The following is a 25,441-nucleotide window of genomic DNA, read 5'->3' as shown; positions in this document are numbered from 1 at the left end:
GTTACCGCTCCCCTGTGATGATGCGCCGAATATAGGTGTTCAGGATCACGGCGAGCAAAAGGATCACACCGAGGAACACCCGGAACAGGGAGCTTTCGACGCCGGCGAAGAACAGTCCCTGCTGAACGACACCGAAGATCAGCGCGCCCAGGGCAGCCCCCAGAACGGATCCATAGCCACCGGTCAGCAGGGCGCCGCCGATAACGACCGCAATGATGGCCTCGAATTCCTTCAGCAGACCCCGGTCCGCTCCTGCAGAACCGAACTCCATGACCTGGCAGGTGGCGAAAACCGTTGCGCAGAATGCGGTGAAGGTGAACATGAGGATCTTTACCCTGTTCACCGGCACGCCGACGTAGCGCGCGGCCTGTGCGTCGCCGCCGGAGGCGAAGATCCAGTTGCCGAACTTGGTTTTGGTCAGCAGCACATGGCCGAAGATGATCAGCAGGATCGCCCAGACGATCAGCATCGGGATTCCGTCGACAACCGGTTCGCCCTGCCTTGAGCCACGTTCGAACGTGGCGATGAGGTCGTGTTCACCGAGAAACCGGAAAAAGCCGGTCAGGACCTTGCCGCCGAAAAGCGGAGCCAGCCAATCGCCCTCGGCTTGCTCCCGGATACCGCCGATGATGGTCTTGTTCTCGAGAAGTTGCGGGAAATAGATCGTGAAACCGCGCAGGATGAACAGTGTCGCCAACGTCACGATGAAGCTGGGCAGCCCGGTCCGCACCACGATCACGCCGTTGAGCGCCCCGATGGCGAGGCAAAGGACGAAAGCCACCAGGATGGCCAGCCAGACAGGCCATCCGAGGGTCACAGAAAAAATTGCGATCATCATTCCGGCAAAGCCGATCATAGACCCGACTGACAGATCGAATTCGCCCGCGATCATCAGGAGGCAGGCACCCACGGCGATGATCATGAACTGCGCCGATACAGTCGACCAGTTCAGCACACCCTGGCTGTTGAACATGCCGCTATCGTGGGCAAACAGCAGAAAAAAAGTGAATACGGCGATCGTACCGCAAATCCCACCAAGTTCCGGCCGGATCAGGGCTCGCCGAAGCGACGACATTTCCTTGACTCGTTCATCGGCAACAGGCTTTGGCTGCGTTGTCTCTGACATCGCTCGCGCTCCGTTTCTCGATTGGAAGAATAAAAAAACGGAGGCGCCGCAATCGGGCGCCTCCTTAGAATTCAGCGGTATTCGCCGGCGAACTCTTCAACCTTGGTCAGCCCGTCAGCAGTGACGAAGCCGGGGCCAGAGTTGATGTTGTTGCCCGGCAGAACGCCGTAGCGGTGGTAGTTGGTCAGGATGACAACCGGCATATAGGCCTGCAGGAAGGGCTGCTGATCGATGCCCCACTGGATGACACCGGACTTGATGCCTTTGACGATTTCATCGCCCAGGTCGAAAGTGCCGAAATAGATGTCGCCGGCCATGCCGTTTTCGTTCAGCGCCTGCATGGTCGGGCCTGCGGAGACCGGACCCAGCGTCAGGATGCCGTCGGTTTCAGGGTGAGCCGACAGATAGGCCAGGACCTTGTTCTTGATTTCTGCCGGGTCGGTGCCGCTGTCCAGCATGGAATCGCCCAGCTCGACACCGAGACCGTCGGCAAAGCCGCGGCAGCGTTCCCCGACCGTGGGCTGCTGAATGGCGTGATTGACACACAGGAATGCGGTCACGCCGTCGCCCTTGGCGCGCGTACCGGCTGCGAGACCGGCGTCATACTCGGGCTGACCGACATACATCAGGGCGCCGACGTCACGGGCCTGTTCGGGCGTGCCGGTGTTCATGATGATCACGTCGATGCCGGATGCGACGGCATCCTTGATCGGCCCCTGAAGCACGTCGTAGTCGGCAAGAGTGGTGATGAGACCGTTCGGTCCCGATGCGACAACCTGTTCGATGATCCGGGCCATGTCAGCCACGTCACCGGTCGGCGGGTTGCGGTATTCGACCTCGACATCCATCTGGTCGCCGGCAAGCGCGATGCCGTTCTTGATGGTGTTCCACCAGCTGTCACTGTCGGGCGCGTGGCTCACCAGGACATATTTCTCCCCCTCGGCGGAGGCCGCGGTCGCCGCCATCAGCGGCACCGCCGCGACAGCTATCGCAAGTGCGGCTTTCTTAATCATTGAAGTCATGTAGTCCTCCCAGTTTTGACCAGAACTCTGGTCCGAAAACGGCGTTTGTCCGCCCTTCGTATTCCAGACAATCACATTCGGAAAATAATTGCAACCGGTTGCAAAAGACTTCGATGAGTGCCACCATGCGTTTTGATGAGCCAGATGATAAAAGGAGCCAGTCACGGGCGGGGAATTGTGAGCATGCCGAAGACTTTAAAGGATGTTGCTATTCGGGCGGGCGTTTCACGGTCCGCAGTTTCGCGCACCTTCACCGATGGAGCTTCAGTTTCCGACAAGATGCGTCGCCGCGTCCTGAAGGCCGCCGCCGAACTTGGATACAGCCCGAACGCGCTTGCCTCGAGCCTGACAACAGGGCGGACAAAGCTGATCGGTCTTGTCTCCAACAACTTTCACAACCCGATCTTTCTGGAGGTTTTCGACCGGTTCACCCGTGCGCTGCAGGAAAAGGACCTGCGGCCGCTGCTGGTCAATCTGACCGACGAAACCGATCCGGCAAGTTCCGTGCGCATGCTGCGGCAATATTCGGTCGACGGTGTCATCGTGGCCTCGTCGACCTTGCCGCCGGGGTTTTCCAAGGCGTTTCGCGACGCAGGCATGCCGGTCGTGCACGCCTTTGGCCGCCCGACCAGCTCACCCGAAGTCCATGTCGTCGGCATCGACAATATCGAAAGCGGACGGATGGCCGCGCGCACACTGATCGCGCGCGGATATGGTGACATCGGATTTCTTGGCGGTCCGGAGACGGCAACTTCCACGCAGGACAGGTTGCATGGATTTCTGGCGGAATTGGCGAATTGCCCGGACATTCGCGTCAGACATTCCTTTGCCGAGGCCTATTCGTTTGAGGCAGGCCGGCGCGAGATGTTGCGGTTGTTGGCGGACGACCCCGCGCAGGCTTATTTCGGCGGTGACGACGTGCTGTCCATCGGTGCGCTGTCCGCGATCGGTGAACGCAATCTGACAGTGCCGGGCGACATCGGCATCATCGGTTTGAACGACATGGAAATGGCAGCCTGGCAGAACATCAATCTGACCACCATCCGTCAGCCGATCCGTCACATCGTCGCCTCGTCCATCGAGTTGATGGCCGAAATGCTGAAGGACCCGGACCGACTGCCCGAGTCCCGGATCTTTGCCTGCGAGATTGTCGAACGCGGCACCTTGCGTCCCCTGAAGGTCTAGAACTTTCCCCGGTCAGAGCTCCCGAAAGCCGGGGCAAACCCGGCTTTCGGCTGTTTTCAGCGGAACATCGGCGGCCGGGCGTCCATCCACGCACCCTGGTTTTTCGCCGAAGCCACGGCGGTGTGCACTGCCGCCATCGACCGCACGCCAGCGGCAGCGTCCGGCAGACCCTCGCGGACCTCGCCCCGGACTGCATCGGCCAGATCGCAATAGATGTTGGCCACCGCCAGCGGGAACCCTTCAGGATGCGCGATGGAAACGCGCGACAAACGTTGCGCGTCTGCGTGCAAGCCGCTCTCGCCCTTCTCGATGATCTGGGTGCGGCCGCCAACCGGTGTGTAGATCAGCTGGTTGGGCTGCTCGGACTGCCAACGCAGGCCGCCGGTTTCGCCAAACACCTGGATATCGAAGCCATGCTGGCGGCCAATCGCGACCGATGACGTCCACAGTCGCCCGACCGTTCCGCCCGACAGGCGGAAATTGACCATCGCGTCATCCTCCAGCACGCGGCTGGGGATCGTCGATGCGAAATCGGCGGACAGCGTGGCGACTTCGTCGTTGCAGATGAAGCTGGCCATGTGAAGCGCATGAATGCCGCAATCCGCGAACTGACCGGAAACACCGGCCATGGCCGGGTCATAGCGCCAGCGGACTCTGGGATTGTCCGCATCTGCCGCATCGCCGTGATGGCCGTGGCTGAAATTGGTGACCACAAGGCGCACCTTGCCGATTTCACCCGCCTGCACCATTGCCCGCGCCTGACGCACCATCGGATAGGCCGAGTAGCAGTAGTTCACCGCGCAGATCTTTCCCGTGGCCTTGGCCACCTTGACGATCTCCTCGCCCTCGTCGACCTGCATGGTCATCGGCTTTTCGCACAAAACGTTGAATCCGGCCTCAAGGAAGGCTTTGGTGATCTCGAAATGCGTGGAGTTCGGTGTAGCCACCGTAACCAGATCCACCTTGTCGGGGCGATCCCGTTCCCCGGCCAGCATTTCCTGCCAGTCGCCATAGGCACGGTCCGCCGCCACACCAAGCCTGCGGGCATAGTCTCGGCCAATGTCCGCACGGTGATCCAGCGCGCCGGCGGCAAATTCGAAAAGCCCGTCTGCCTGCGCTCCCAGCCGATGCGCCGGTCCGATCTGGCTGCCCTCACCGCCACCAATCATGCCCCATTTCAATTTTGCCATGTCTTGCCTTTCCTGGCATTTCTATGTTCGACACTCGCCAACCGGATCACGGCCGGCGGTCAGAATCCGATGGATTGAAGGTATTCGCGGTTGGCCCGTGCGTCTTCAAGCGGGGTGCCCGGCATGGAGGGATCGCAGTCCTGTTCGACCGTGCACCAGCCTTCGAAACCGGCATCCAGAAGACGTTGACGGACGGCTGGAAAATCCACGTCACCCTGACCGAGGTTACAGAAGATGCCTTGGCCGCAGGCCTTGTAGAAATCGGTGCGCCTGGCGACCACGTCGGCTTTGACTGCAGGATTTATGTCCTTGAAGTGCATGTAGGAAATGCGATCCATGTGACGATCCATGAAAGCCACCGGGTCAAACCCGGCATAGCTGTGATGGCCGGTGTCGAAACAGATCTTCAGGATGGTTTCGTCGACCTCGTCCAGCAGACGCTCAAGCTCCGGCTCGAAGTCCATGAAGCCGGCGGCATGGGCGTGAATGCCGACGGTCAGGCCGAACTCCTCGGTGCCCATCCTGGCAATCGTTGCGATACGCTCGCGGAACGCGGTCCATTCCGCCGCGCCCATCTGTTCGGCCTCATCCGCACGGCCGGCCGTCGGGGCGCGGCGGGGCGAGATGCTGTCGATCAGCACCAGATGTTTTGCCCCATGCGCCACCAGCGCCTTGCAGGTCCGCCGACTTGCGTCCAGGACTTCGTCCCATTTCGCGGGATCATGGAAGGGGCGGAACACGACGCCGCCGATGATTTCCAGATCGCGTTCCGCCAGCGCGGGCGCAAGAATGGCGGGATCCTCGGGCATGTAGCCGATGGGGCCGAGTTCGATCCCCTTGTATCCCGCGCCTGCGCACTGGTCGAGGACCGACTGCCATGCGGGGTAGGAAGGATCGCTTGGGAATTCGATGCCCCACGAACACGGGGCATTGCCAATGCGAATAGTCATTTTGCGTAGCCTTTCAGATACTCAGAACGCCGCCACGTCCTGCCAGGTTTTCGATTCGGAAGATGCGAGGGCGGTGGCAACGATGCGGTTGACCTCCATCCCGTCGCGAAAGGTCGGCCAGACCGGCTTGCCGGTGTCGATGCCCGTCAGGAAATCCTTGGCCTCGATGATGATCTGGTCCTGGTAGCCGGTGCCGTGGCCCGGCCCCTGACAGAAGGGTTCGTAATCCGGATGCGCGGGGCCGGTCAGGATCTTGGTGAACCCGCGCGTCGAATCGGGGCCTTCCATACGATACAGCCACAGGGCGTTCTGATCTTCCTGGTCGAAGCGGATCGCCCCCTTTGTGCCGGAGATCTCGTAGGCATAGCCCATCTTGCGTCCGCTCGAGATCCGGCTGAAATACATCTGCCCCATGGCGCCGTTTTCGAAGCGGCACATCATCTGGGCGTGATCGTCGTTGGTGACGCTGCCGCCGGGCCGTTCAGCATGCACGGTTTCGACCTCGGCGATCAGGCGGGTGATCGGGCCGATCAGGGCCAGCGCGCCATTGATCATGTGCGGCGCCAGGTCCCCCATGGTGCCGTTTGACATGCCCGTCGTGCGCCAGGTTGCGGGGGTCCGCGGGTCGGCCAGAAAATCTTCGGTGTGCTCGCCGCGAAACCATGTGACGTCGCCGATTTCGCCGTCTGCCACAAGTTGGCGCGCGAAGTGACTGGCGGGGGTGCGGATATAATTGAAACCCACCATGTTGATGGCGCCGCTTGCCGTCGCCGCAGCCACCATCGCGCGGCTGTCGTCCAGCGAGGCGCCAAGCGGCTTTTCACAGAACACCGGCTTGCCGAGGGCGAATGCGGCTTCGGCGACAGCGCGATGCGTGTCTTGCGGCGACGCGATGATCACGGCTTCGACACCCGGATCCCGGACGAGGTCGAGCCAGGAATCCGTGCACCGGGCGAAGCCGTAGGCACGCCTGTATCGCTCGGCGCTTTCCATGCTGGTGGCGCAGATCATTTCCAGCCGGGGGCGGAGCGCGGTGTTGAACACGGCAGCAACGCTGGCCATGGCAACGGCGTGAGCCTTGCCCATATAGCCACCACCGATGATTCCGATGCCGATGTCTTTCATTCCCCTAGCCTCCCGCGGAAATATAGTTTGCAACCGGTTGCAAACTTTGTATCTTGAGATTAGAAACCACGCAAGTTGCAATCGGTCCGTGACCGGAAATTCCCAGGAGGGCCTGCCAAGATGAGCAAGGTAAGTGAAAAACTCCGCCTGACGACCTCGCAGGCCATCATTCGCTGGCTGTCCAATCAGTACATCGAGATCGATGGAGAGGAACTGCGCGTCTGCGGTGGCGGCTTCGGCATTTTCGGTCATGGCAACGTGACCTGTCTGGGGGAGGCGCTGAATTCGGTCCGCGAGGAACTGCCTCTCTATCGCGGTCAAAACGAGCAGAGCATGGGATTTGCCGCAGCGGGCTATGCGAAGCAATGGCTGCGCCAGCGGTTCATGTTCTGCACCGCGAGTGCAGGTCCGGGCACGTCGAACCTGTTGACCAGCGCGGCGCTGGCCCATGCAAACCGGCTGCCGATGCTGCTTTTGTGCGGCGATACCTATGCCACCCGGCTGCCTGACCCGGTGCTGCAACAGATGGAGAACTTCGGAGACCCGACCTTCGGGGTGAACGACGCCTTCAAGCCGGTGGTGCGCTATTGGGACCGGATCAGTCATCCGGCGCAGATCCTGTCCTCGCTTCCGAATGCCCTCGCAACTCTGCTGGACCCCGCGGATTGCGGACCTGCCTTCATCGGACTGCCGCAGGACGTTCAGGGCTGGGCATATGACTATCCTGCCATCTGGTTCGAGAAGAAGGTGCATCGCATTCGTCGCCAGGCCCCCGACATGGCGGAAATCGCCGATGCGGTGGCGTTGCTGAAAACCGCGCGCAGGCCGATGATCATCGCCGGTGGCGGCGTGCAGTATTCCCGAGCTGTGGAAGAGCTGACCAGCTTTGCCGAGGCGCACCGGATACCTGTTGTCGAAACCATCGCGGGCCGCGCGAACATGCTGGCGACCCATCCGCTCAACATCGGTCCCATCGGGGTGACCGGCTCGAATTCCGCCAACGCCATCGCGGAGCAAGCCGATGTGATCCTCGCCGTGGGCACGCGCTTGCAGGACTTCACCACCGGGTCTTGGACCGCCTTTTCCCGGGAGGCGCGCTTTATCTCGATCAACTCGGCGCGCCATGACGCGGTCAAGCACATGTCCCTGCCGGTTGTCGGCGATGCCAAACTGTCGCTTGAGGCTCTTGCGGCGCGTGCCGGGGGATATTCGGCGCCGGAAGCATGGACCGCTGAAGCCAGGGGCCATCGTGCTGACTGGGATGCCTATGTGGCGCAAAACGTTGCGCCGGGAAACAGGCCCAATTCCTATGCGATGGCAATCGGTGTGGTGAACGAACTGTGCGATCCGCGCGATCGTGTGGTCGCCGCCGCCGGCGGGCTGCCGGCAGAGGTCACCGCCAACTGGCGCACGCTTGCACCGGGCACGGTGGATGTGGAATTCGGGTTCTCCTGCATGGGATACGAGATTGCCGGCGCCTGGGGCGCCCGGATCGCCCAGGCCCAGCGCGAGCCCGGTCAGGACACCATCGTTTTCATCGGTGACGGCTCATACATGATGCTGAATTCGGACGTTTATTCCTCCGTGCTCAGCCAGAAGAAACTCATCATTCTGGTGCTCGACAACGGCGGTTTTGCGGTGATCAACAAGCTGCAGAACAACTCCGGCAATGAAAGTTTCAACAATCTGATTGCCGATTGCCCGACCATCCCCGAGCCGTTCGGCGTGGATTTCGAAGCTCATGCGCGCGCGCAAGGGGCAATTGCCGAAACCGTGGCAAATCCGGCAGAACTGGGCGAGGCCTTCAAGCGCGCCAAGGCGGCGGAGAAAACCACTGTCATCTGCATGAAAGTGGACGCCTATGAAGGCTGGACCAAGGAAGGGCATACCTGGTGGGAATGCGGGACCCAGCAGGTCTCCGACGATCCGAAAGTCCGGGCAGCCCATGAAGACTGGGAATCCGCCCGTCCCAGGCAAAGGCAGGGCGTCTGATGGCCGATCTGGAGCGCATCAAGAGCAACAGCTTTGTCATTCTCGGGCGCGCCGGGATGGACCTTTACGCCGATCCGCCCGGCACCAGAACCGAGGACGCAACACACTTCTTTACCTGCCTCGGAGGATCGTCTGCCAACATCGCTGCGGCCATCACCCGGCATGGCGGTCAGGCTGCGTTGGTCACCACGGTGTCGGACGACGCGATCGGGCGTTTTGCGCTCAAGCAGCTCGATCGCTACGGCATCGAGCGAACCCATGTGAGATCGGTCGGCGGCGAGGCGCGGAACTCCCTTGCCGTGGTGGAAAGCCGGGTCGAGGACCACCAGTCGGTGATTTATCGCAACGGGGCCGCCGATTTCGAAATGACCGTCGACGATGTGGCGGCGGTAGACTACGACAGCTATTCGGCGCTGATCACCACCGGCACGGTGTTTGCCGCCGAACCGTCGCGCAGCGCCACCTTCCATGCCTTCGAGGCAGCCCGCGCGGCCGGCCTTCCGTTGATCTTCGATGTGGATTACCGGCCTTACTCCTGGCCTTCCGCAGAGGTTGCCGCGGACGTCTATTCCCGCGCCGCCGCAATGTGCGACATCATTGTCGGCAACGATGTCGAGTTCGGGTTCATGGCGGGGGACTATGACAAAGGCCTGGACAAGGCCCGCGAACTGGTTGCCGCCACCGCCCGGATCGTTGTCTACAAGATGGGCGAGGAAGGCGCGATCACGCTGACCCCCGAAGGGGAATTCCGCACCGGCATTTACCCTGTGACGGCCCTGAAACCCACCGGCGCAGGCGACAGTTTCATGGGTGGGTTCATCGCAGGCCTCGCCGACGGACGTGACTTGCGCGATGCTGTTCTGCGCGGCTCTGCCTGCGCCTCGATCGTCGTCAGCCGCGTCGGCTGCGCACCAGCCATGCCCACACCCGCCGAGCTTGAGGGTTTCCTGTCCTCGCACCCCGGCCCCACAACACCCTAAAAGGGAAGAAGACATGCATATCGCGCCCCATGACAACCACAACAAGCCGATTGTCGACGTCGACAACCCCCTGGTCCCTCTGAACTATTTCAACATCGTCAAGCTGAGGAAGGGGGATGCGTTCGAATATTGCGTCCCCGGCTATGAGACCTGCATCGTGCCGGCGACGGGCACCGTGGATGTCGAGATCGAAGGCGTTCGCTTTAAAGCTCTCGGCAACCGCACGGTTGATGTCTGGGACGGCGAGCCCGAGGGCGTCTATGTGCCGGTCGGCGCCAGAGTGACAATCGTCTGCACCTCCGATGAAACCGAAACGTTCATTGCGGGCGCGAAATACGACAAGGTTCTGGAGCCGTTCGATGTACGCGGCGACGGCATCGACCGTGTGCAATACGGTTCCGATGACACCAAGACCCACCGCAAGATCAAGCACATCCTCGGGGCAAACCATCACGACAAGGTCGGGCGGCTGCTGGTCAGCGAGTTGTTCACCGTCGGTCAGGGCGGATGGTCCGGGTTCCCCAGCCACAAACACGACACCGACCGCCTCCCCGTCGAGACCCGTCATGACGAAACCTACAACTTCAGGTTCAGGCCCAACTACGGCTCCGGCGTGCAGATGCTCCAGCGCGAGGACAACAAGCCCGGCGACGCCTATCACATCATGGACGGCTCGACGATCTGCCTCGACAAGGGCTATCACCCCTGCGCGGTTCTGCCCGGATACGAGATGTATTATTTCACCATCCTCGGCGGCCTGAGCCAGCGCTCCCTTGTGCAGTATTTCCAGCCGACTCATGCCGCGCAGCTGGAAACCATCCCGGGTATCAAGGACATGATCGCAAAGTTCAAATGACCCTTGTCACCCTGTCGGATGTGCTTCAGCCCGCCCTGAAAGGCCACTTTGCCGTGGCCGGACTTGTCACGTTGGGCTGGGAGGACATGCGCGCCTATGTGGCCGCGGCCGAGGCCGAGAACGTACCGGTCATTCTGCAGGCCGGACCGGGGTGCCGTGAACACACCCCATTGCCTGTGCTGGGCAAGATGTTCCGGCATCTGGCCGGGAACGCTTCCGTCCCGGTCGTGGCCCATCTGGACCACGGGTACACATTGGACGAATGCAGACAGGCGCTGGACGCCGGGTTCACGTCGCTCATGTTCGACGGCTCACGTCATCCCCTGCAAAAGAATATCGACGAAACCGCCGCCATCGCCGAAATGGCGCATGCCGCCGGCATTTCCTGCGAAGGTGAGATCGGCTTTGTCGGCTATTCCGGCGGCGAAGCGTCTGCCGGAACCGATCCCGAGGAGGCCGCAAAGTTTGCCCGGGAAACCGCGGTCGACGCGATGGCGATCTCGGTCGGCAACGTGCACCTGCAGCAGGACAAGCAAGGCGGGCTCGACGAGGCCCGCATCCGCGCGATCGAAGCCGTAACCACCGTACCGCTGGTCATTCACGGAGGCTCGGGCGTGCCGGTGGAACAACGCACGGTGCTGGCCCGGGGGTCGGCCATCTGCAAATTCAATATCGGCACCGAATTGCGCATGGCGTTCGGTCATGCACTGCGCGAGGCTGTCAACAGCGACCCGTCCCGCTTCGACCGTAATTCAATCCTGAAGGACACGCACGACCCGATGGTCGCCGCCACGCGGCGGGTTCTGAGCGCATTCAAGGCCAATTGATACCAGCCGGCGACTGACAGGTAGAGGCCTTGTCGATCGAGCGGCTGAACAATGCTCGCGGCCGCGCGGCCCGCCACCTTGAAATCGTCGCTGAAACCGTCGGTGCCCTAGATGACTTCCCCGCCTCAAATTCAGGCGGGAAGGTGTCTGCAAGTCCAGGGGGCGGTCGCCGGAAGGGCACGCCGTGATTTGTATTGGCGGGACCAGGGGCGCTTAAGCTGCCGTGACCCGCCTCAGGGTCAGATTGATGCGGCCGCCGTTTTTCAGCAGTGTCGAGGTGCCGGAGAGCACCCTGTCGATGCCGTGAAAGGCAAGCCGCGCCGCGCCGCCCAGCACGACCACGTCGCCCGATTGCAGGCGAAAGGATGTTGTCGGATCCTTGCGGGTCAGGCCGCCGATGCGAAATGTCGCAGTGTCGCCCAGGGACACGGAGATCACCGGTGCGTCGAACATCTGTTCGTCGCTGTCCTGATGCAGCCCCATGCGCGCGCGCGCCTCATAAAAATTGACGAGGCAGGCTTCCGGCGCCGGCACGCCGGGGGCAAGCCCCGCCCACAGATCCGTCAGAATCGCGGGCATGGGCGGCCAGGGGCGGCCGGTGCGCGGGTGAAAGGGCTGATACCGGTAGCCATCGATGTCGGCGACCCAGCCGAGCGGGCCGCAATTGCTCATCTTCACGGAGAACGGCTTGCCCGTGCGCGGCATCGCGGGCTGGAACAGAGGCGCGTCGGCAACGATGGACCGGACGCTCTCCACAAGTTCTTCCTGCGCCGCCCGGTCGAAATGGCCGGGCAGATAGGACAGGCCGCCTGGGCCGGTTATCGCGTGATCCTGCATGACTGTCTTTTAGCAAATCGGGCACCGAGTGGAAATTGCCGGTGAACAGATGTCTTGCAGGCAAAGTTTCATCCACCTATATAGCGTTCAAGCTTCGCGTTAGAGTACGGGTTCTGAACCCAGGCGCGATGTCCGGGTCCATCCCGGAACCCAAGTGAAGAGGAGCCGGACAGACGCCTTCATGGGTCTTTCCGGTTTGCTAGAAAGAGAGGCAGATATGGCAAAGGTCATTGGTATCGACCTCGGCACGACGAACTCGTGCGTCGCCGTCATGGACGGCAAGGAACCCAAGGTTATTGAAAACGCCGAAGGTGCCCGTACCACCCCGTCGATGGTGGCATTCTCCGATGACGGCGAGCGCCTCGTCGGTCAGCCGGCGAAACGCCAGGCGGTCACCAACCCCACAAACACGCTTTTCGCGGTCAAGCGCCTGATCGGCCGCCGCTATGAAGACCCGACCGTCGCGAAGGACAAGAAGCTTGTTCCTTACGAGATCGTCAAGGCTGACAACGGCGATGCGTGGGTGCAGGCCAACGACGACAAGTATTCTCCGTCGCAGGTGTCCGCGTTCATCCTTCAGAAGATGAAGGAAACCGCGGAGAGCTTCCTGGGCGAGAGCGTTACCCAGGCGGTGATCACCGTTCCCGCCTACTTCAACGACGCGCAGCGCCAGGCAACCAAGGATGCCGGCAAGATTGCGGGTCTTGAAGTTCTGCGCATCATCAACGAGCCGACGGCTGCGGCGCTGGCCTATGGCCTCGACAAGAACGACGGCAAGACGATCGCGGTCTACGATCTTGGCGGCGGCACCTTCGACGTGTCCGTGCTGGAAATCGGCGACGGCGTCTTCGAAGTGAAGTCGACCAACGGCGATACATTCCTCGGCGGTGAAGACTTCGACATGGTGCTGGTCGATTATCTGGCGGCTGAGTTCAAGAAGGATCAGGGCATTGACCTGACCAAGGACAAGCTGGCTCTGCAGCGTCTGAAGGAAGCTGCCGAGAAGGCCAAGATCGAACTGTCGTCCTCCTCGCAGACCGAAATCAACCTGCCGTTCATCACGGCGGATGCGTCCGGTCCCAAGCACATGACCCTGAAGCTGACACGCGCGAAATTCGAATCGCTCGTCGACGATCTGGTCAAGCGCACGATCGCGCCGATGAAGGCCGCCTTGAAGGATGCCGGTCTTTCTCCCGGTGAAATCGACGAAGTGGTTCTGGTCGGCGGCATGACCCGCATGCCGAAGATCCAGGAAACCGTGAACACCTTCTTCGGCAAGGAATCGCACAAGGGTGTCAACCCGGACGAAGTCGTCGCCATGGGCGCGGCGATCCAGGCCGGTGTTCTGCAGGGCGACGTCAAGGACGTTCTCCTGCTCGACGTGACCCCGTTGTCGCTCGGCATCGAAACCCTCGGCGGGGTCTTCACCCGCCTGATCGACCGCAACACGACGATCCCGACCAAGAAGGGGCAGGTGTTCTCGACCGCTGAAGACAATCAGACGGCCGTGACCATCCGTGTCTTCCAGGGCGAGCGTGAAATGGCGGCGGACAACAAGGTCCTCGGCCAGTTCGACCTGGTCGGCCTTCCGCCCGCGCCGCGCGGTGTTCCGCAGATCGAGGTCACCTTCGACATCGACGCCAACGGCATCGTCAACGTGTCCGCCAAGGACAAGGGCACGGGCAAGGAACAGCAGATCCGGATCCAGGCCTCCGGCGGTTTGAGCGACACAGACATCGATCAGATGATCAAGGATGCGGAGTCTCACGCCGACGAGGACAAGAAGCGCAAGGAACTGGTGGAATCCAGGAACCAGGGCGAATCCCTGGTGCATTCCACCGAGAAGTCCCTGAGCGACTACGGCGACAAGGTATCGGAAGAAGACAAGTCCGCGATCGAAACCGCTCTGGCCGATCTCAAGACCTCTCTTGAGGGCGAGGACCTTGAGGGCATCAAGGCCAAGACCCAGACGTTGGCGGAAGCGTCCATGAAGCTTGGCGAGGCCATGTATCAGGCCGCCCAGGCCGATGCGGAAGCCGAAGGTGGAGAAGACGAATCCGAAGCCGAGGCGAAGACGGACGACAGTGTCGTCGATGCCGACTTCGAGGAAGTCAAGGACGAAGACGACAAGAAGTCCGCCTAACTGAAAGTCGACAGCCAGCCGGTCCTCGGCTGGCTGTTTCATTACCGGCGCCGGATGCGTGACTGCCTGATGAAAAGGGCGCTTGTGCCCGGCGCCTTCGCCGTAATTGGCGCCTGAGTTTGCTGGCGGCCAGCGGTGCAACAACAAGACCGAGAGATCTTGATGTCGAAACGTGATTTCTACGAGATTCTGGGTGTTTCGCGCGAAGCGGACGAAAAGGTTCTGAAAAGCGCCTACCGCAAGATGGCCATGCAATATCACCCGGACCGCAATCCCGGTGATGCGGATGCCGAATCCGTCTTCAAGGAAGTCAATGAAGCCTATGACACGCTGAAGGACGGCCAGAAGCGCGCGGCTTACGACCGCTTCGGCCACGCCGCTTTTGAAAATGGCGGCTTCGGCGGCGGCGGTGGCGGCGCGGGCGGCCAGGACTTCTCCTCCACCATGTCCGACATATTCGAGGAATTTTTCGGCATGGGCGGCGGACGCCGGTCAGGCGGCCGCGAACGCGGCGCCGACCTGCGCTACAATCTTGACATAACGCTGGAGGACGCTTTCTCCGGCAAGGCCGTGGAAATCGAGGTTCCGACCAGCATCGTCTGCGAGGAATGCACCGGAACGGGCGCGAAGCCGGGAACCAGCCCGAGCACGTGCCGGACGTGCGGTGGCGCGGGCCGCGTCCGCGCGGCGCAGGGCTTCTTCACCCTCGAGCGCACCTGTCCGAGCTGTCAGGGGCGGGGGCAGGTCATCACCGACCCTTGCGAAAGCTGCGGCGGTGCCGGGCGCATGACACAGGAACGCACCCTGTCGGTCAACATCCCGGCAGGCATTGAGGACGGCACCCGCATTCGTCTCGCCGGTGAAGGCGAAGCCGGTGTCAGGGGCGGGCCGGCCGGCGATCTGTATATCTTCCTGTCGATCAGGCCGCATGAGCTGTTCCAGCGGGACGGCGCGGATCTTTACTGCCGGGTGCCGATATCCATGACCACGGCCACGCTCGGCGGACAATTCGACGTGCCGACGGTGGAAGGGTCCACAAGCCGGGTCAAGGTGCCCGAAGGCACCCAGACCGGCAAGCAGTTCCGCCTGCGCGGCAAGGGCATGCCGATCATGCGTTCCAGTCAGCACGGCGACATGTATATTCAGGTGACCGTCGAGACACCGACCAACCTGACCCGCCGCCAGCGGGAGCTTCTTGCCGAATTCGAGTCGGAGTCTTCCGGCGAGAACCATCCCGAATCGGCGGGGTTCTTCTCCAAGGTCAAGGATTTCATCGACAATCTCGGCGCTTAGCCCGAAGCCGATCTGGCGCATGTTGACGGGGTAAAAGCGCGCAATCCGTGCGCTTCCCCATGGCATCTCCTTGCAATCATTCCTATATTCCCACCGTTGGAGTGAGTGAGGGAAAATGCTGAAACGCAATTCGAGCCGGCGGGAGTCGCTGCGGGGAAAGCTTGAGAAAGCAAATTTGGTCAGGGCAAAAGTGCTTGATGAAGTCAAATTCATCCGGTCCTGGGCACAGAATCCGCTTCGAACCGGTGCGGTAACGCCCTCCGGTCCGGATCTTGCGGCGAAGATGGCGTCCTTCCTGACACCACGCCCGCACGCACGTGTGGTCGAACTCGGGCCTGGTACCGGTGTTGTGACCAAGGCGATCCTGGATCGCGGGTTTGCCCATCCTCAACTCTCCCTGATCGAATACTGCCCGGAATTCTGCGCGCTTCTGGCATCGAGATTTCCCGGGCTGACCGTGATGCAGGGCGACGCCTATGCGCTTCGCGAGACGTTGGGTCCCGCCAGCGGGCTGGTCGAGGCCGGTCCGGAAGGGCCGGATGCGCTGGACGGCATCGTGTCTTCGCTGCCGCTCCTGACCCGCCCGGAACCGGTCCGAAGGGCGCTGCTCGCCGAGGCCCTTGAGCTTCTGAGGCCGGGCGCACCGTTCATTCAGTTTTCCTACGGCCTTGTCGCGCCGGTCCGGCCGGACAGCCGGGCGATCTCCGTCCATGGGTCCGAATGGGTCTGGAAGAACCTGCCTCCGGCCAGGGTATGGGTCTACCGGAAGGGACACTAGGGTCCACCGGAAGGGGCACCGGGATCTCCCGGAAAGGACACTGGGGTCTGCGCTCGATCAGGGATGGGAACGCGGCGCGAGCCGGCTTTCGGTCGCCATGCCTCGGCAGCCCGATCCCGGACCCTGGCAAGCTTTCTGAAAAAGTTGTTGGCGCGCATTGAAATCCTGAGGCGGGTCGGTGATCTTCGGCACTTGGGCAGGCGCGTTGCCGGGGATGGCCTCGTTCAGGGCAATCGGAAAAGCGAGGGGTCAAAGTGATACGCAGTCCGAAAATTCTAGTCTGTTCCGGCTCGGTCCGGTCGGGTTCTTTCAATCGCAGTCTCGCGGCGCTTGCCGCCAAGAAGCTGGCGATCCTGGATGCCGAGGTAACGGTACTGTCCCTCAAGGACTATCCGTTGCCTGTCTATGACGGTGATCTTGAGGAAAGCCAGGGTGTGCCGGAAAACGCGAAAAAGCTGCATCGGCTGTTCCAGGGCCAGGATGGCGCTTTCCTGTCCTGCCCGGAATACAATGCCGGGGTCACACCGCTCCTGAAGAACACGCTCGACTGGATCAGCCGTGTCAAGGAGCCGGGGGACGCCTTCCGGAACAAGATATTTGCGCTGGGTGCCGCTTCCCCCGGAGGCTTCGGCGGCATGCGCGGGCTCATCGGCATGCGCACCATTTTGGAAGTCGGGCTGGGCGTGATGGTCCTGCCTCAGATGATCTCGGTGTCGAAGGCGGCCGGTGCCTTCGACGACAAGGGCGACCTGGTGGATGAGCGGGTGGCCGGTCAGCTGGACGGGCTCGTTGATGCCCTGCTCGGGGCAACCCGGACCGGGATGTCCCGCTGATCGCTGCCGGCACACCGGCGCGGGCGGCACCGGGGTGGGGGAAACGCGGTCCAATGACCGCTTGGAAATGCCTTGATTGGCGCCTACATAGGGCGGCAGACAGGATAGACCAAAGAGGTTTGAATGAGCCAAACGCGCGAACCGGCCCAGTGGCACGGTACGACGATCATGATGGTGCGCAAGGGCGGCAAGGTCGTGATTGCAGGTGATGGCCAGGTGTCCCTCGGCCAGACCGTGATCAAGCATTCCGCCCGCAAGGTCCGGCTTCTGGCCAAGGGCGAGGTGATCGCCGGCTTTGCCGGGGCCACCGCCGACGCCTTCACGCTGTTCGAACGCCTGGAAGCCAAGCTGGAGCAGTATCCCGGTCAATTGATGCGTGCCTGCGTCGAATTGGCCAAGGACTGGCGGACGGACCGCTACCTGCGCCGCCTGGAAGCGATGATGCTGGTGGCGGACAAGAATGTGTCCCTTGTGCTGACCGGAACCGGAGACGTTCTGGAGCCGGAAGGCGGTGTCATGGGGATCGGCTCGGGCGGCAATTATGCCCTGGCGGCCGGCCGCGCCCTGGTCGACACGGACTATGACGCGGAGACGATTGCCCGCAAGGCGATGGCGGTTGCCGCGGAAATCTGCGTCTACACCAATGAAAGTGTCACCGTTGAATCGCTGGATACGGCCGAGTAGACGGTCATGGTGACCTTTCGCCCCGTCCTTTCCGAGGACCTGCCGCTTCTGGCAGTCTGGATGGCGCGCCCGCATTGGCGCGAATGGTGGGGCGAACCGGGACAGGAACTTGAGAAGCTTCGTGAAAAGATAGAGGGGCGTGATACGACGAAGCCCTTCATCTTTCAGATCGACGGCCGCGACGCAGGATACATACAGGTCTGGTATGTGAAGGATCAGCAAGGTTCCGACACCGTGGCCGCCTATCCCTGGCTGGCTCTGCTGCCGATGGATGCGGTCGGTGTCGATCTGGCGATTGCCGACGCTGCGGAGCTGTCCAGAGGGTACGGAACAAAGGTGTTGCAGGCATTTGTCGGCAAATTGCGCCGCGATGGCCACGAACGGATCGTCATTGATCCGGATATCGCCAACCAGCGCGCCGTGAAGGCCTATCGCAAGGCCGGCTTTCGCGAGATAGCCGGGCTGAAGGGCCGCACGGGCGACAACCTGCTTATGGAACTCGTAAACACGAAAGGCGTGTCTTAAAAAATGTCCGATTTTTCTCCGCGTGAGATCGTTTCTGAACTCGACCGCTACATCGTTGGCCAGAAGGATGCCAAGCGCGCGGTCGCGATCGCCCTGCGCAACCGCTGGCGGCGCCAGCAGCTTGAAGGCCCGATGCGCGAGGAGGTTCTGCCGAAGAACATCCTGATGATCGGCCCGACCGGCGTCGGCAAGACCGAAATTTCCCGCCGTCTGGCCAAGCTTGCCAATGCCCCGTTCACCAAGGTCGAAGCGACGAAATTCACCGAGGTGGGCTATGTCGGCCGCGATGTCGAGCAGATCGTCCGGGATCTGGTGGAAACAGGCATCACGCTGATACGCGACAAGAAGCGTGAATCCGTCAAGGCCAAGGCCCATGTGCTGGCCGAGGAACGGGTGCTGGACGCGCTGGTCGGCAAGAACGCCAGCCCGGCGACCCGGGAAAGTTTCCGGGAAAAGCTGCGCAACGGCGAAATGGACGACAAGGAAATCGAGGTCGAGGTGCGCGCCCAGGCCCAGATGCCCAGTTTCGACATGCCGGGCATGCCCGGCGCCAGCGTCGGCGTGATGAATGTTTCCGACCTGCTCGGCAAGGCCTTCGGCGGCCAGACCAAGACCAAGCGGACCTCCGTGAGCGACAGCTACGCGCTCCTGATCAACGAAGAATCGGACAAGCTGCTCGACGAGGACAAGGTCGTCGAGGAAGCCATCGCACTGGTCGAGAACTCGGGCATCGTCTTCCTGGACGAAATCGACAAGATCTGCGCCCGGGAAGGCCGGGCCGGCGCGGATGTCTCCCGCGAAGGCGTGCAGCGCGATCTGTTGCCGCTGATCGAGGGCACCGTCGTCTCCACCAAACACGGCCCGGTCAAGACCGACCACATCCTGTTCATCGCCTCGGGGGCGTTCCATGTCGCCAAGCCTTCCGACCTGTTGCCCGAGCTTCAGGGCCGGCTTCCGATCCGTGTCGAGCTGAGGGCCCTCACCAAGGAGGATTTCCGCGCGATCCTGACCGAACCGGAAGCAAGCCTGATCAAGCAGTATGTCGCCCTGCTGGAAACGGAGAAGCTCACGCTCAGGTTCACCGAGGACGCCATCGAGGAGATTGCCTCGGTCGCGGTCGACCTGAACGCCTCCGTGGAAAATATCGGCGCCCGCCGGCTGCAGACCGTGATGGAGCGTATTCTGGACGAGATTTCGTTTACCGCGCCGGACCGGCCGGGCGAGGAAGTCGAGATCAGCGGCGAGTTCGTTCGCGAGAATATCGGCGACCTGGCGAAGAACGTCGACCTGTCGAAGTTCATTCTGTGACCGGACCTGACAAAGGGCCTCCCAGCGGAGCTCATCGTGCGCGGCGATTTCGCAACTTGCGGTGCGCGCCCGCCGGTGGCAGCATGCGCGCATGGTAGCCATTCGCAAGAGCAACGAGGAAGGCCACCGCCGGAAGTTTCTGGTTGTGGTCGATGAAACGCCGGAGTGCGACCGGGCGATCGTCTATGCCGCCAAACGCGCAGCGCGCACGGGCGGCGTGGTCACGCTTGTCTTCGTTATCGCGCCGGGTGATTTTCAACACTGGCTGGGTGTCGAGGACATCATGCGCGCCGAAGCCCAGGAACAGGCCGAGGCCGCGCTTGCCCGGGCGGCTGAACGCGTCCGGGCCGTGGCCCGTACCGAACCGGAATCGGTTGTCCGGGAAGGGTCCAAATCGGAGGAGATACTCGATCTGATCGAGTCCGATGCCGATATTGCCATTCTGATCCTGGCAGCCAGCAGCGGAGCGGAGGGGCCGGGGCCTCTGGTCACGTCGATTGCCGGGAAGTCGGCGGGAACCTTTCCGATCCCCGTCACCATCGTACCCGGCAACCTGGATGACGATTCCATCGACGCATTGGCATAGGTCGCGGGCCGGGACAGCCCGAAGGTGCTTGAACGAAGCGTCTTTGCACCTATCTAGTTTTTAATTGTTCCAAACTGTTGCCGGATGCGGTAGATTCATTCATCGGTGTTTTGCGATGGGGGAGCGCGCAGGACACGGCCATACTTGGGCGCGAAATCAAGCGCAAGGACAACACGAAATGTTCATTCAAACGGAAGCAACGCCGAACCCGGCCACGCTGAAATTTCTTCCCGGACGGGTGGTCCTGCCGGAAGGCACCTACGATTTCCGGTCCAGGACGGACGCCGGCGTGTCGCCGCTCGCCGAGAAACTGTTCGAGATCCCGGGCGTCGCCGCCGTCTTCTTCGGCCACGACTTCGTCACCGTGACCAAGGACGACACCGACTGGCAGCACATGAAGCCGGCCATACTCGGCGTCATCATGGAGCAGTTCATGTCCGGCCTGCCGGTCATGTCGGCCGGCCAGTCGGAAGACATCGAGGAAGGCGAATTCTTCGAGACGGACGACCAGGAAACTGTCGACACCATCAAGGAGCTTCTGGAGACCCGGGTCCGCCCGGCCGTGGCCCAGGATGGCGGTGACATCACCTTCAAGGGCTTCAAGGAAGGCGTGGTCTATCTGTCCATGCGCGGGGCCTGCGCGGGGTGCCCGTCCTCGACGGCGACGCTGCAGCACGGCATCCAGAACCTGCTGCGCCATTTCGTGCCGGAAGTCGAGGAAGTCCGTCCGATCTGACCGGTCGTTCCTCAGGTATTTCAAGGGTCCGGCCGGCAGCCGGGCCTTTTTTATTTTGGACATCCATTCCTTGTGGAAGGCAAGCCCGCCAATGGACGTAGGTCCAAAGCTTGGCTCGACTCCTGAAGGCCGCCGGGGTACTGGCAGATGGGTCATAATCAACGTTCCTTGGTATCTGGGACATGTGAGCAGAGCCAAATGCGCCTCCTAGCCATCGACACAGCCCTTGCCAATTGTGCGGCCGCCGTTATCGACAACGACGCCGGGAGCGCGTGTTTCGAAGCCTGTGCCGAAGAGATCGGGCGCGGCCACGCGGAACGTCTGATGGACATGATCGGCGAGGTCATGGCCGAAACGTCGACCCCATTTTCCAGTCTCGACCGGGTTGCCGTCACCATAGGGCCGGGCAGTTTCACTGGCATGCGGGTCGGCCTTGCGGTCGCGCGCGGTTTCGGCCTTGTGCTCGGCAAGCCCGTGGTCGGCATCACCACGCTGGCCGCCATCGCGCGTTCCGCCGCCCCCGGGGATGCGGGAGCGCCGCTGCTCGTTGCCCTGACCGGCAAGGGCGATGAAGTCTACTGCCAGCAGTTCGACGCATCCGGCGCCCCTGCCGGACAGGCCGGTGTGCTCACCTTCGCCGATCTTGCGGCCAACCTGCCCGAGGGCATAAGATTGGCAGGTTCGGCAGCGGAAAAAGTGGCAGGGGAATGCGGGATTTCCGCCGACAGGATCTTGTCGCGCCGCGGGTTCCCTTGTATCCGGGATGTCGCGGAACTCGGGATTACCGCCGATCCGGCCCGGTCTTCCCCGTCGCCGCTGTATTTGCGCCCGCCCGACGCCACACCCCAGACCAAGGGAAGGATTGAAAGGCAATGAGCTTTTGGTGGTTCTGGACCCAGCCGCCGGTGATTGAAGAGGCGCTGGCCGAAGATCTGCCGAAAATTGCCGAGATCCACACCGCATCGTTCAAGAACAACTGGAACATCGAAGAATTCGCGCGCATGAAGGCGCAGGAGGCCACCGTCGTTCTGGTGGCGCGCCGGGCCAGTCCCTACGGCACCCGCACACCGCTTGGATTTCTGGTGCTCAGGTCTGCGGCGGACGAAGCGGAGGTCATCACGATCGCCGTTCATCCGCGCCAGCGGGGGCGCGGCATCGGCAAGAAACTGATGGAAGCGGGTCTGTTCCGCCTGTACGCGGACCGGTGTCGGCACCTGTTCCTGGAAGTCGACGCAGCCAATGAATCCGCGCTTCTGCTGTATCGCGGCCTCGGTTTCAGGGAAGTCGGCAAGCGCAAGGGGTATTACGGCAGCAGTGCCGGCGACGGCACGGCGCTTGTCATGCGGATCGATCTTCGTTAGAGCGTAGGGCGATAAATCTGGTTCGGTTGACGCAGATTTTTCGCTTGATGCGCCCGGCGCATTCGCAACGATTTTGAACAAGCACGGACGGCACCCCTATGGTGGATGAGCGGCACACATCGCTGGCGGATTTGTGTATTGCAAAAGGCATGCGCATGACCGAGCAGCGCCGTGTCATAGCCTCGGTCATCGAGGACGCGTCCGACGACCACCCGGATGTCGAGGAACTCTATCGCAGAGCCGTCGCGATCGATCCGGGCATATCGATCTCGACCGTCTACCGCACCGTGAAGCTGTTCGAGGACGCCGGCATGATCGAGCGGCACGATTTCCGCGACGGTCGCTCCCGCTACGAGACCGTGCCCGACGAGCATCACGATCACCTGATCGACCTGCGCTCCGGCGAGGTCATCGAATTCCGCAATGAAGACATCGAGGCATTGCAGGAGTTCATCGCCAGAAAACTCGGCTACCGCCTGGTCGACCACCGGCTGGAGCTGTATGGCGTTCCTCTGGAACAGCCGAAGGACGACCCGGACGATGGCTGAAATCAAGGCGGGGATCATCATTCTGCTCCTCACTCTTGTCTCGCTGGTTCTGATCCCGCTGCAATGGGCCGCGATCAGGCTGCGGTTGCCTGCCCGGCAGATCCTGCCCCGGATCTGGCACCGGACAGCGACCCGTCTGGTCGGCATCCGGATTCGCCAGATCGGTGAACCGGCCGCAGACCGGCCGCTCCTGATTGCCGCCAACCACACGTCCTGGCTCGACATCTCCGTGATCGGGTCGCTGATGCCGCTGTCGTTCATCGCCAAGTCCGAAGTGTCGGGGTGGCCGGTTTTCGGCCTGCTGGCGAAACTGCAGCGGACGGTTTTCGTCAACCGGAGCCGCCGCGCGCATACAGCGCAGGTTGCCGACGCGATCGCCGAACGCCTGGCAGCGGGCGACACCATGGTTCTCTTTGCCGAAGGCACCTCGAACGACGGCAACGGCGTGCTGCCGTTCCGCTCCGCGCTGCTGGGTGCGGCCACGAGGCCGGCCGGCAGCGAACAGTCCTCCAGGGTCTGGGTTCAGCCCCTGTCCATTGCCTATCAGGGATACTACGGCGTGCCGATGGGCCGGGCCCACCGCCCGTATGTCGCCTGGTATGGCGATATGGAGCTGGCCGGGCATCTGTGGGGTGTCTTTTGCCGCGGCGCCCTCGATGTCGTGGTGCGCTGGGGCGAGCCGGTTCTGGTCGATACGGACACCGACCGCAAGGCCCTGACCCGGCGGCTGGAGGCCGATGTCAGGGCCATGACGATCGCCTCTTTGTTGCAAATGCCCGTAGAAAGCGACGAAACCGGCGATATCGATCCGTTCGACTTCTTCTCAAACGCGGAAAAAACCGCTAAAGCTGGCGCCTGAAATTCTGGTGCCACCCGCTTGACGCGCGATTGCGGCACCGGCGACTTGCGGACAGGGACAGCCCTCCGCCATAAAACCCAGGACATGCCGGCCGATCGAGAACGGCCATGAGGAGCGAATGACACGCCGCCCGGAACAAGACCAGGAAAAGACCCCATCCGCCGTGCCCGCCGGCCCGAGCTCTTCTGGCAAGCCATCTGGTGACACCCTTTCTTCCGGTGCCAAGGGCAACTTGCGCAAGGTGTTCGTGCGCACCTATGGCTGCCAGATGAATGTCTATGACAGCGAGCGCATGAACGACGTGCTGGCGCCGGAAGGCTATCAGGCGACAGACGTCATGGAAGATGCCGATCTGGTCATTCTGAACACCTGCCATATTCGCGAAAAGGCCGCGGAGAAGGTCTATTCGGAGCTGGGCAGGATCCGCAAGGTCAAGGAAGAGCGTGCCAGATCCGGCAAGGACATGATGGTCGGTGTTGCCGGCTGTGTGGCGCAGGCGGAAGGCGCGGAGATATCCCGGCGCGCACCCATTGTCGATCTGGTCGTCGGTCCGCAGAGCTACCACCAGCTTCCCGCTCTGCTCGACAAGGTGCGCCAGGGCAGCAAGGTCGTCGAAACCGAATTCGACATCGATGCGAAATTCGATCACCTGTCCGCCCAGGCCGTCAAGCCGGTGCTCAGGCGCGCCCCGTCCGCGTTTCTGACCGTGCAGGAAGGCTGCGACAAGTTCTGCACCTTCTGCGTGGTGCCTTACACACGTGGCGCGGAAGTGTCCCGCCCGGCAAGCCAGATCCTGGAGGAAGCCCGGCGTATGGCCGAAGCGGGCGTGCGCGAGATCACCCTGCTCGGCCAGAATGTCAACGCCTATCACGGCGAGGGTCCGGACGGGGAGACCTGGGGCCTGGGTCTGCTGTTGCGGCGCTTGTCCGAAATCGACGGTCTCGACCGGCTGCGCTACACCACAAGCCACCCGCGCGACATGGACGACGACCTGATCGCGGCGCACCGGGACCTGAAAAGCCTGATGCCCTACCTGCATCTGCCGGTGCAGTCGGGTTCGGACCGGATCCTGAAGGCCATGAACCGCCGCCATACGCGGGACGACTATTTTCGCCTGCTCGACCGGATCCGCGAAGCGGCCCCGGATGTCGCCCTGTCGGGAGACTTCATTGTCGGTTTCCCGGGCGAGACGGACCAGGATTTCCGGGACACGATGGACCTCATCCACCGCGTCGGATACGGCTCGGCGTTTTCCTTCAAATACAGCCAGCGGCCGGGCACACCCGGAGCGGGCATGGACGATCAGGTGCCCGAAGACGTGAAATCCGCCCGCCTTGCCGAGCTGCAGGCACTCGTGAGCGACCAGCAACGGGCCTTCAATGCATCCCGGCTGGGCATGACCTGCGACGTACTGTTTGAAAAGAAGGGCCGCAATCCGGGGCAGATCGTCGGCAAGTCGCCCTGGCTGCAACCGGTTCAACTGGATGCTTCTGAAAATCTGATCGGCAGCATACAAGCGGTGGAAATCGTGGAGATCGGATCTAATTCGCTGTTCGGGCGCCTGATTGACGGGCAAGATAAAACGGACATTTCCGGGGCCATCCCGGCTCCGGCGGCCCAGGCCGGTTGATGACAGGAGACGTCATTTGACGCGTGACAGCCAATCTTCCTCCCGCAAGCCTTCGGATCAGTCTCCT

25 protein-coding genes are annotated in these 25,441 nt (G+C 62.1%); 19 read left to right on the top strand and 6 right to left on the bottom strand.

The features are described from left to right. Position 1 precedes the first annotated feature (1 nt). On the bottom strand, positions 2-1,126 hold the full coding sequence (locus WNZ15_RS04285) for an ABC transporter permease (RefSeq protein WP_342891690.1): 1,125 nt from the start codon (positions 1,124-1,126) through the stop codon (positions 2-4). A gap of 71 nt (positions 1,127-1,197) precedes the next feature. Then, a complete protein-coding gene (locus tag WNZ15_RS04280; RefSeq protein ID WP_342891856.1) occupies positions 1,198-2,139 on the bottom strand; it encodes a sugar ABC transporter substrate-binding protein in 942 nt (313 codons plus the stop codon). A 192-nt stretch (positions 2,140-2,331) separates the two neighbouring features. Here WNZ15_RS04280 and WNZ15_RS04275 point away from each other — a divergent pair, with 192 nt between their 5' ends. Further along, a complete protein-coding gene (locus tag WNZ15_RS04275) occupies positions 2,332-3,333 on the top strand; it encodes a LacI family DNA-binding transcriptional regulator (RefSeq protein ID WP_342891689.1) in 1,002 nt (333 codons plus the stop codon). Between the two features lie 56 nt (positions 3,334-3,389). Here the strand turns inward: WNZ15_RS04275 and WNZ15_RS04270 are convergent, their stop codons facing one another. Genes WNZ15_RS04270 through WNZ15_RS04260 form a run of 3 tightly spaced genes read right to left on the bottom strand, consistent with a single transcriptional unit; the run spans position 3,390 to position 6,598 of the window. Next, entirely contained in the window at positions 3,390-4,523 is a 1,134-nt protein-coding gene (locus tag WNZ15_RS04270; protein ID WP_342891688.1) for a Gfo/Idh/MocA family oxidoreductase, read from the bottom strand. A gap of 59 nt (positions 4,524-4,582) precedes the next feature. Then, positions 4,583-5,473 (bottom strand): TIM barrel protein, encoded by an 891-nt coding sequence (locus WNZ15_RS04265; RefSeq protein WP_342891687.1) that lies wholly within the window; start codon positions 5,471-5,473, stop codon positions 4,583-4,585. A 21-nt stretch (positions 5,474-5,494) separates the two neighbouring features. After that, on the bottom strand, positions 5,495-6,598 hold the full coding sequence (locus tag WNZ15_RS04260) for a Gfo/Idh/MocA family oxidoreductase (protein WP_342891686.1): 1,104 nt from the start codon (positions 6,596-6,598) through the stop codon (positions 5,495-5,497). A 120-nt stretch (positions 6,599-6,718) separates the two neighbouring features. Here WNZ15_RS04260 and iolD point away from each other — a divergent pair, with 120 nt between their 5' ends. From iolD to WNZ15_RS04240, 4 genes are read left to right on the top strand one after another with little or no spacing between them, the layout of a single operon-like run. Continuing rightward, complete coding sequence (iolD, locus tag WNZ15_RS04255) at positions 6,719-8,590, top strand: 3D-(3,5/4)-trihydroxycyclohexane-1,2-dione acylhydrolase (decyclizing) (protein ID WP_342891685.1); 1,872 nt, start codon at positions 6,719-6,721, stop codon at positions 8,588-8,590. Beyond that, a complete protein-coding gene (gene iolC, locus WNZ15_RS04250) occupies positions 8,590-9,570 on the top strand; it encodes a 5-dehydro-2-deoxygluconokinase (protein WP_342891684.1) in 981 nt (326 codons plus the stop codon). Before iolD ends, iolC begins: the two co-directional genes overlap by 1 nt. Before the next feature lie 13 nt (positions 9,571-9,583). Beyond that, positions 9,584-10,426 (top strand): 5-deoxy-glucuronate isomerase, encoded by an 843-nt coding sequence (locus WNZ15_RS04245; protein ID WP_342891683.1) that lies wholly within the window; start codon positions 9,584-9,586, stop codon positions 10,424-10,426. Continuing rightward, positions 10,423-11,253: a class II fructose-bisphosphate aldolase gene (locus tag WNZ15_RS04240; protein WP_342891682.1), complete on the top strand. Its 831-nt coding sequence runs from the start codon at positions 10,423-10,425 to the stop codon at positions 11,251-11,253. Before WNZ15_RS04245 ends, WNZ15_RS04240 begins: the two co-directional genes overlap by 4 nt. 213 nt (positions 11,254-11,466) lie before the next feature. On the opposite strand, the gene WNZ15_RS04235 is transcribed toward WNZ15_RS04240, so the two are convergent. Next, positions 11,467-12,090, bottom strand: a complete 624-nt coding sequence (locus WNZ15_RS04235) for an alpha-ketoglutarate-dependent dioxygenase AlkB (RefSeq protein ID WP_342891681.1) — start codon at positions 12,088-12,090, stop codon at positions 11,467-11,469. Between the two features lie 217 nt (positions 12,091-12,307). Between WNZ15_RS04235 and dnaK the strand changes: the two genes are divergently transcribed. The 14 genes from dnaK to miaB all read left to right on the top strand — a co-directional run bounded on the left by dnaK (position 12,308) and on the right by miaB (position 25,374). Then, positions 12,308-14,233, top strand: a complete 1,926-nt coding sequence (gene dnaK, locus WNZ15_RS04230; RefSeq protein WP_342891680.1) for a molecular chaperone DnaK — start codon at positions 12,308-12,310, stop codon at positions 14,231-14,233. A gap of 162 nt (positions 14,234-14,395) precedes the next feature. Further along, the gene (dnaJ, locus tag WNZ15_RS04225) at positions 14,396-15,526 is read left to right on the top strand and encodes a molecular chaperone DnaJ (RefSeq protein WP_342891679.1); all 1,131 of its coding nucleotides are present in this window, start codon (positions 14,396-14,398) and stop codon (positions 15,524-15,526) included. 115 nt (positions 15,527-15,641) lie between these two features. Further along, on the top strand, positions 15,642-16,304 hold the full coding sequence (locus WNZ15_RS04220) for a phospholipid methyltransferase (RefSeq protein ID WP_342891678.1): 663 nt from the start codon (positions 15,642-15,644) through the stop codon (positions 16,302-16,304). A 254-nt stretch (positions 16,305-16,558) separates the two neighbouring features. Continuing rightward, complete coding sequence (locus WNZ15_RS04215) at positions 16,559-17,137, top strand: NAD(P)H-dependent oxidoreductase (RefSeq protein ID WP_342891677.1); 579 nt, start codon at positions 16,559-16,561, stop codon at positions 17,135-17,137. A gap of 123 nt (positions 17,138-17,260) precedes the next feature. Further along, complete coding sequence (gene hslV, locus WNZ15_RS04210) at positions 17,261-17,821, top strand: ATP-dependent protease subunit HslV (protein ID WP_342891676.1); 561 nt, start codon at positions 17,261-17,263, stop codon at positions 17,819-17,821. A 6-nt stretch (positions 17,822-17,827) separates the two neighbouring features. After that, on the top strand, positions 17,828-18,346 hold the full coding sequence (locus WNZ15_RS04205) for a GNAT family N-acetyltransferase (RefSeq protein WP_342891675.1): 519 nt from the start codon (positions 17,828-17,830) through the stop codon (positions 18,344-18,346). A 3-nt stretch (positions 18,347-18,349) separates the two neighbouring features. After that, on the top strand, positions 18,350-19,654 hold the full coding sequence (hslU, locus tag WNZ15_RS04200) for an ATP-dependent protease ATPase subunit HslU (RefSeq protein ID WP_342891674.1): 1,305 nt from the start codon (positions 18,350-18,352) through the stop codon (positions 19,652-19,654). A 91-nt stretch (positions 19,655-19,745) separates the two neighbouring features. Next, on the top strand, positions 19,746-20,240 hold the full coding sequence (locus WNZ15_RS04195; protein WP_342891673.1) for a universal stress protein: 495 nt from the start codon (positions 19,746-19,748) through the stop codon (positions 20,238-20,240). Between the two features lie 178 nt (positions 20,241-20,418). Continuing rightward, positions 20,419-20,976: a NifU family protein gene (locus WNZ15_RS04190; protein WP_342891672.1), complete on the top strand. Its 558-nt coding sequence runs from the start codon at positions 20,419-20,421 to the stop codon at positions 20,974-20,976. Between the two features lie 198 nt (positions 20,977-21,174). Continuing rightward, entirely contained in the window at positions 21,175-21,852 is a 678-nt protein-coding gene (tsaB, locus tag WNZ15_RS04185; RefSeq protein WP_342891671.1) for a tRNA (adenosine(37)-N6)-threonylcarbamoyltransferase complex dimerization subunit type 1 TsaB, read from the top strand. Beyond that, complete coding sequence (gene rimI, locus WNZ15_RS04180) at positions 21,849-22,337, top strand: ribosomal protein S18-alanine N-acetyltransferase (RefSeq protein WP_342891670.1); 489 nt, start codon at positions 21,849-21,851, stop codon at positions 22,335-22,337. The genes tsaB and rimI overlap by 4 nt, the downstream gene beginning before the upstream one ends. A gap of 98 nt (positions 22,338-22,435) precedes the next feature. Then, complete coding sequence (locus WNZ15_RS04175; protein ID WP_342891669.1) at positions 22,436-22,885, top strand: Fur family transcriptional regulator; 450 nt, start codon at positions 22,436-22,438, stop codon at positions 22,883-22,885. Further along, on the top strand, positions 22,878-23,744 hold the full coding sequence (locus WNZ15_RS04170; protein ID WP_342891668.1) for a lysophospholipid acyltransferase family protein: 867 nt from the start codon (positions 22,878-22,880) through the stop codon (positions 23,742-23,744). Before WNZ15_RS04175 ends, WNZ15_RS04170 begins: the two co-directional genes overlap by 8 nt. Positions 23,745-23,862: 118 nt before the next feature. Beyond that, a complete protein-coding gene (gene miaB / locus WNZ15_RS04165) occupies positions 23,863-25,374 on the top strand; it encodes a tRNA (N6-isopentenyl adenosine(37)-C2)-methylthiotransferase MiaB (RefSeq protein ID WP_342891667.1) in 1,512 nt (503 codons plus the stop codon). Positions 25,375-25,441: the final 67 nt, after the last annotated feature.

Source organism: Roseibium sp. AS2 (assembly GCF_038900065.1).
Taxonomy (GTDB): Bacteria; Pseudomonadota; Alphaproteobacteria; order Rhizobiales; family Stappiaceae; genus Roseibium.
Note: the sequence above shows the minus strand (reverse complement) of the source record. Positions and strands in the feature narration are given on the sequence as shown.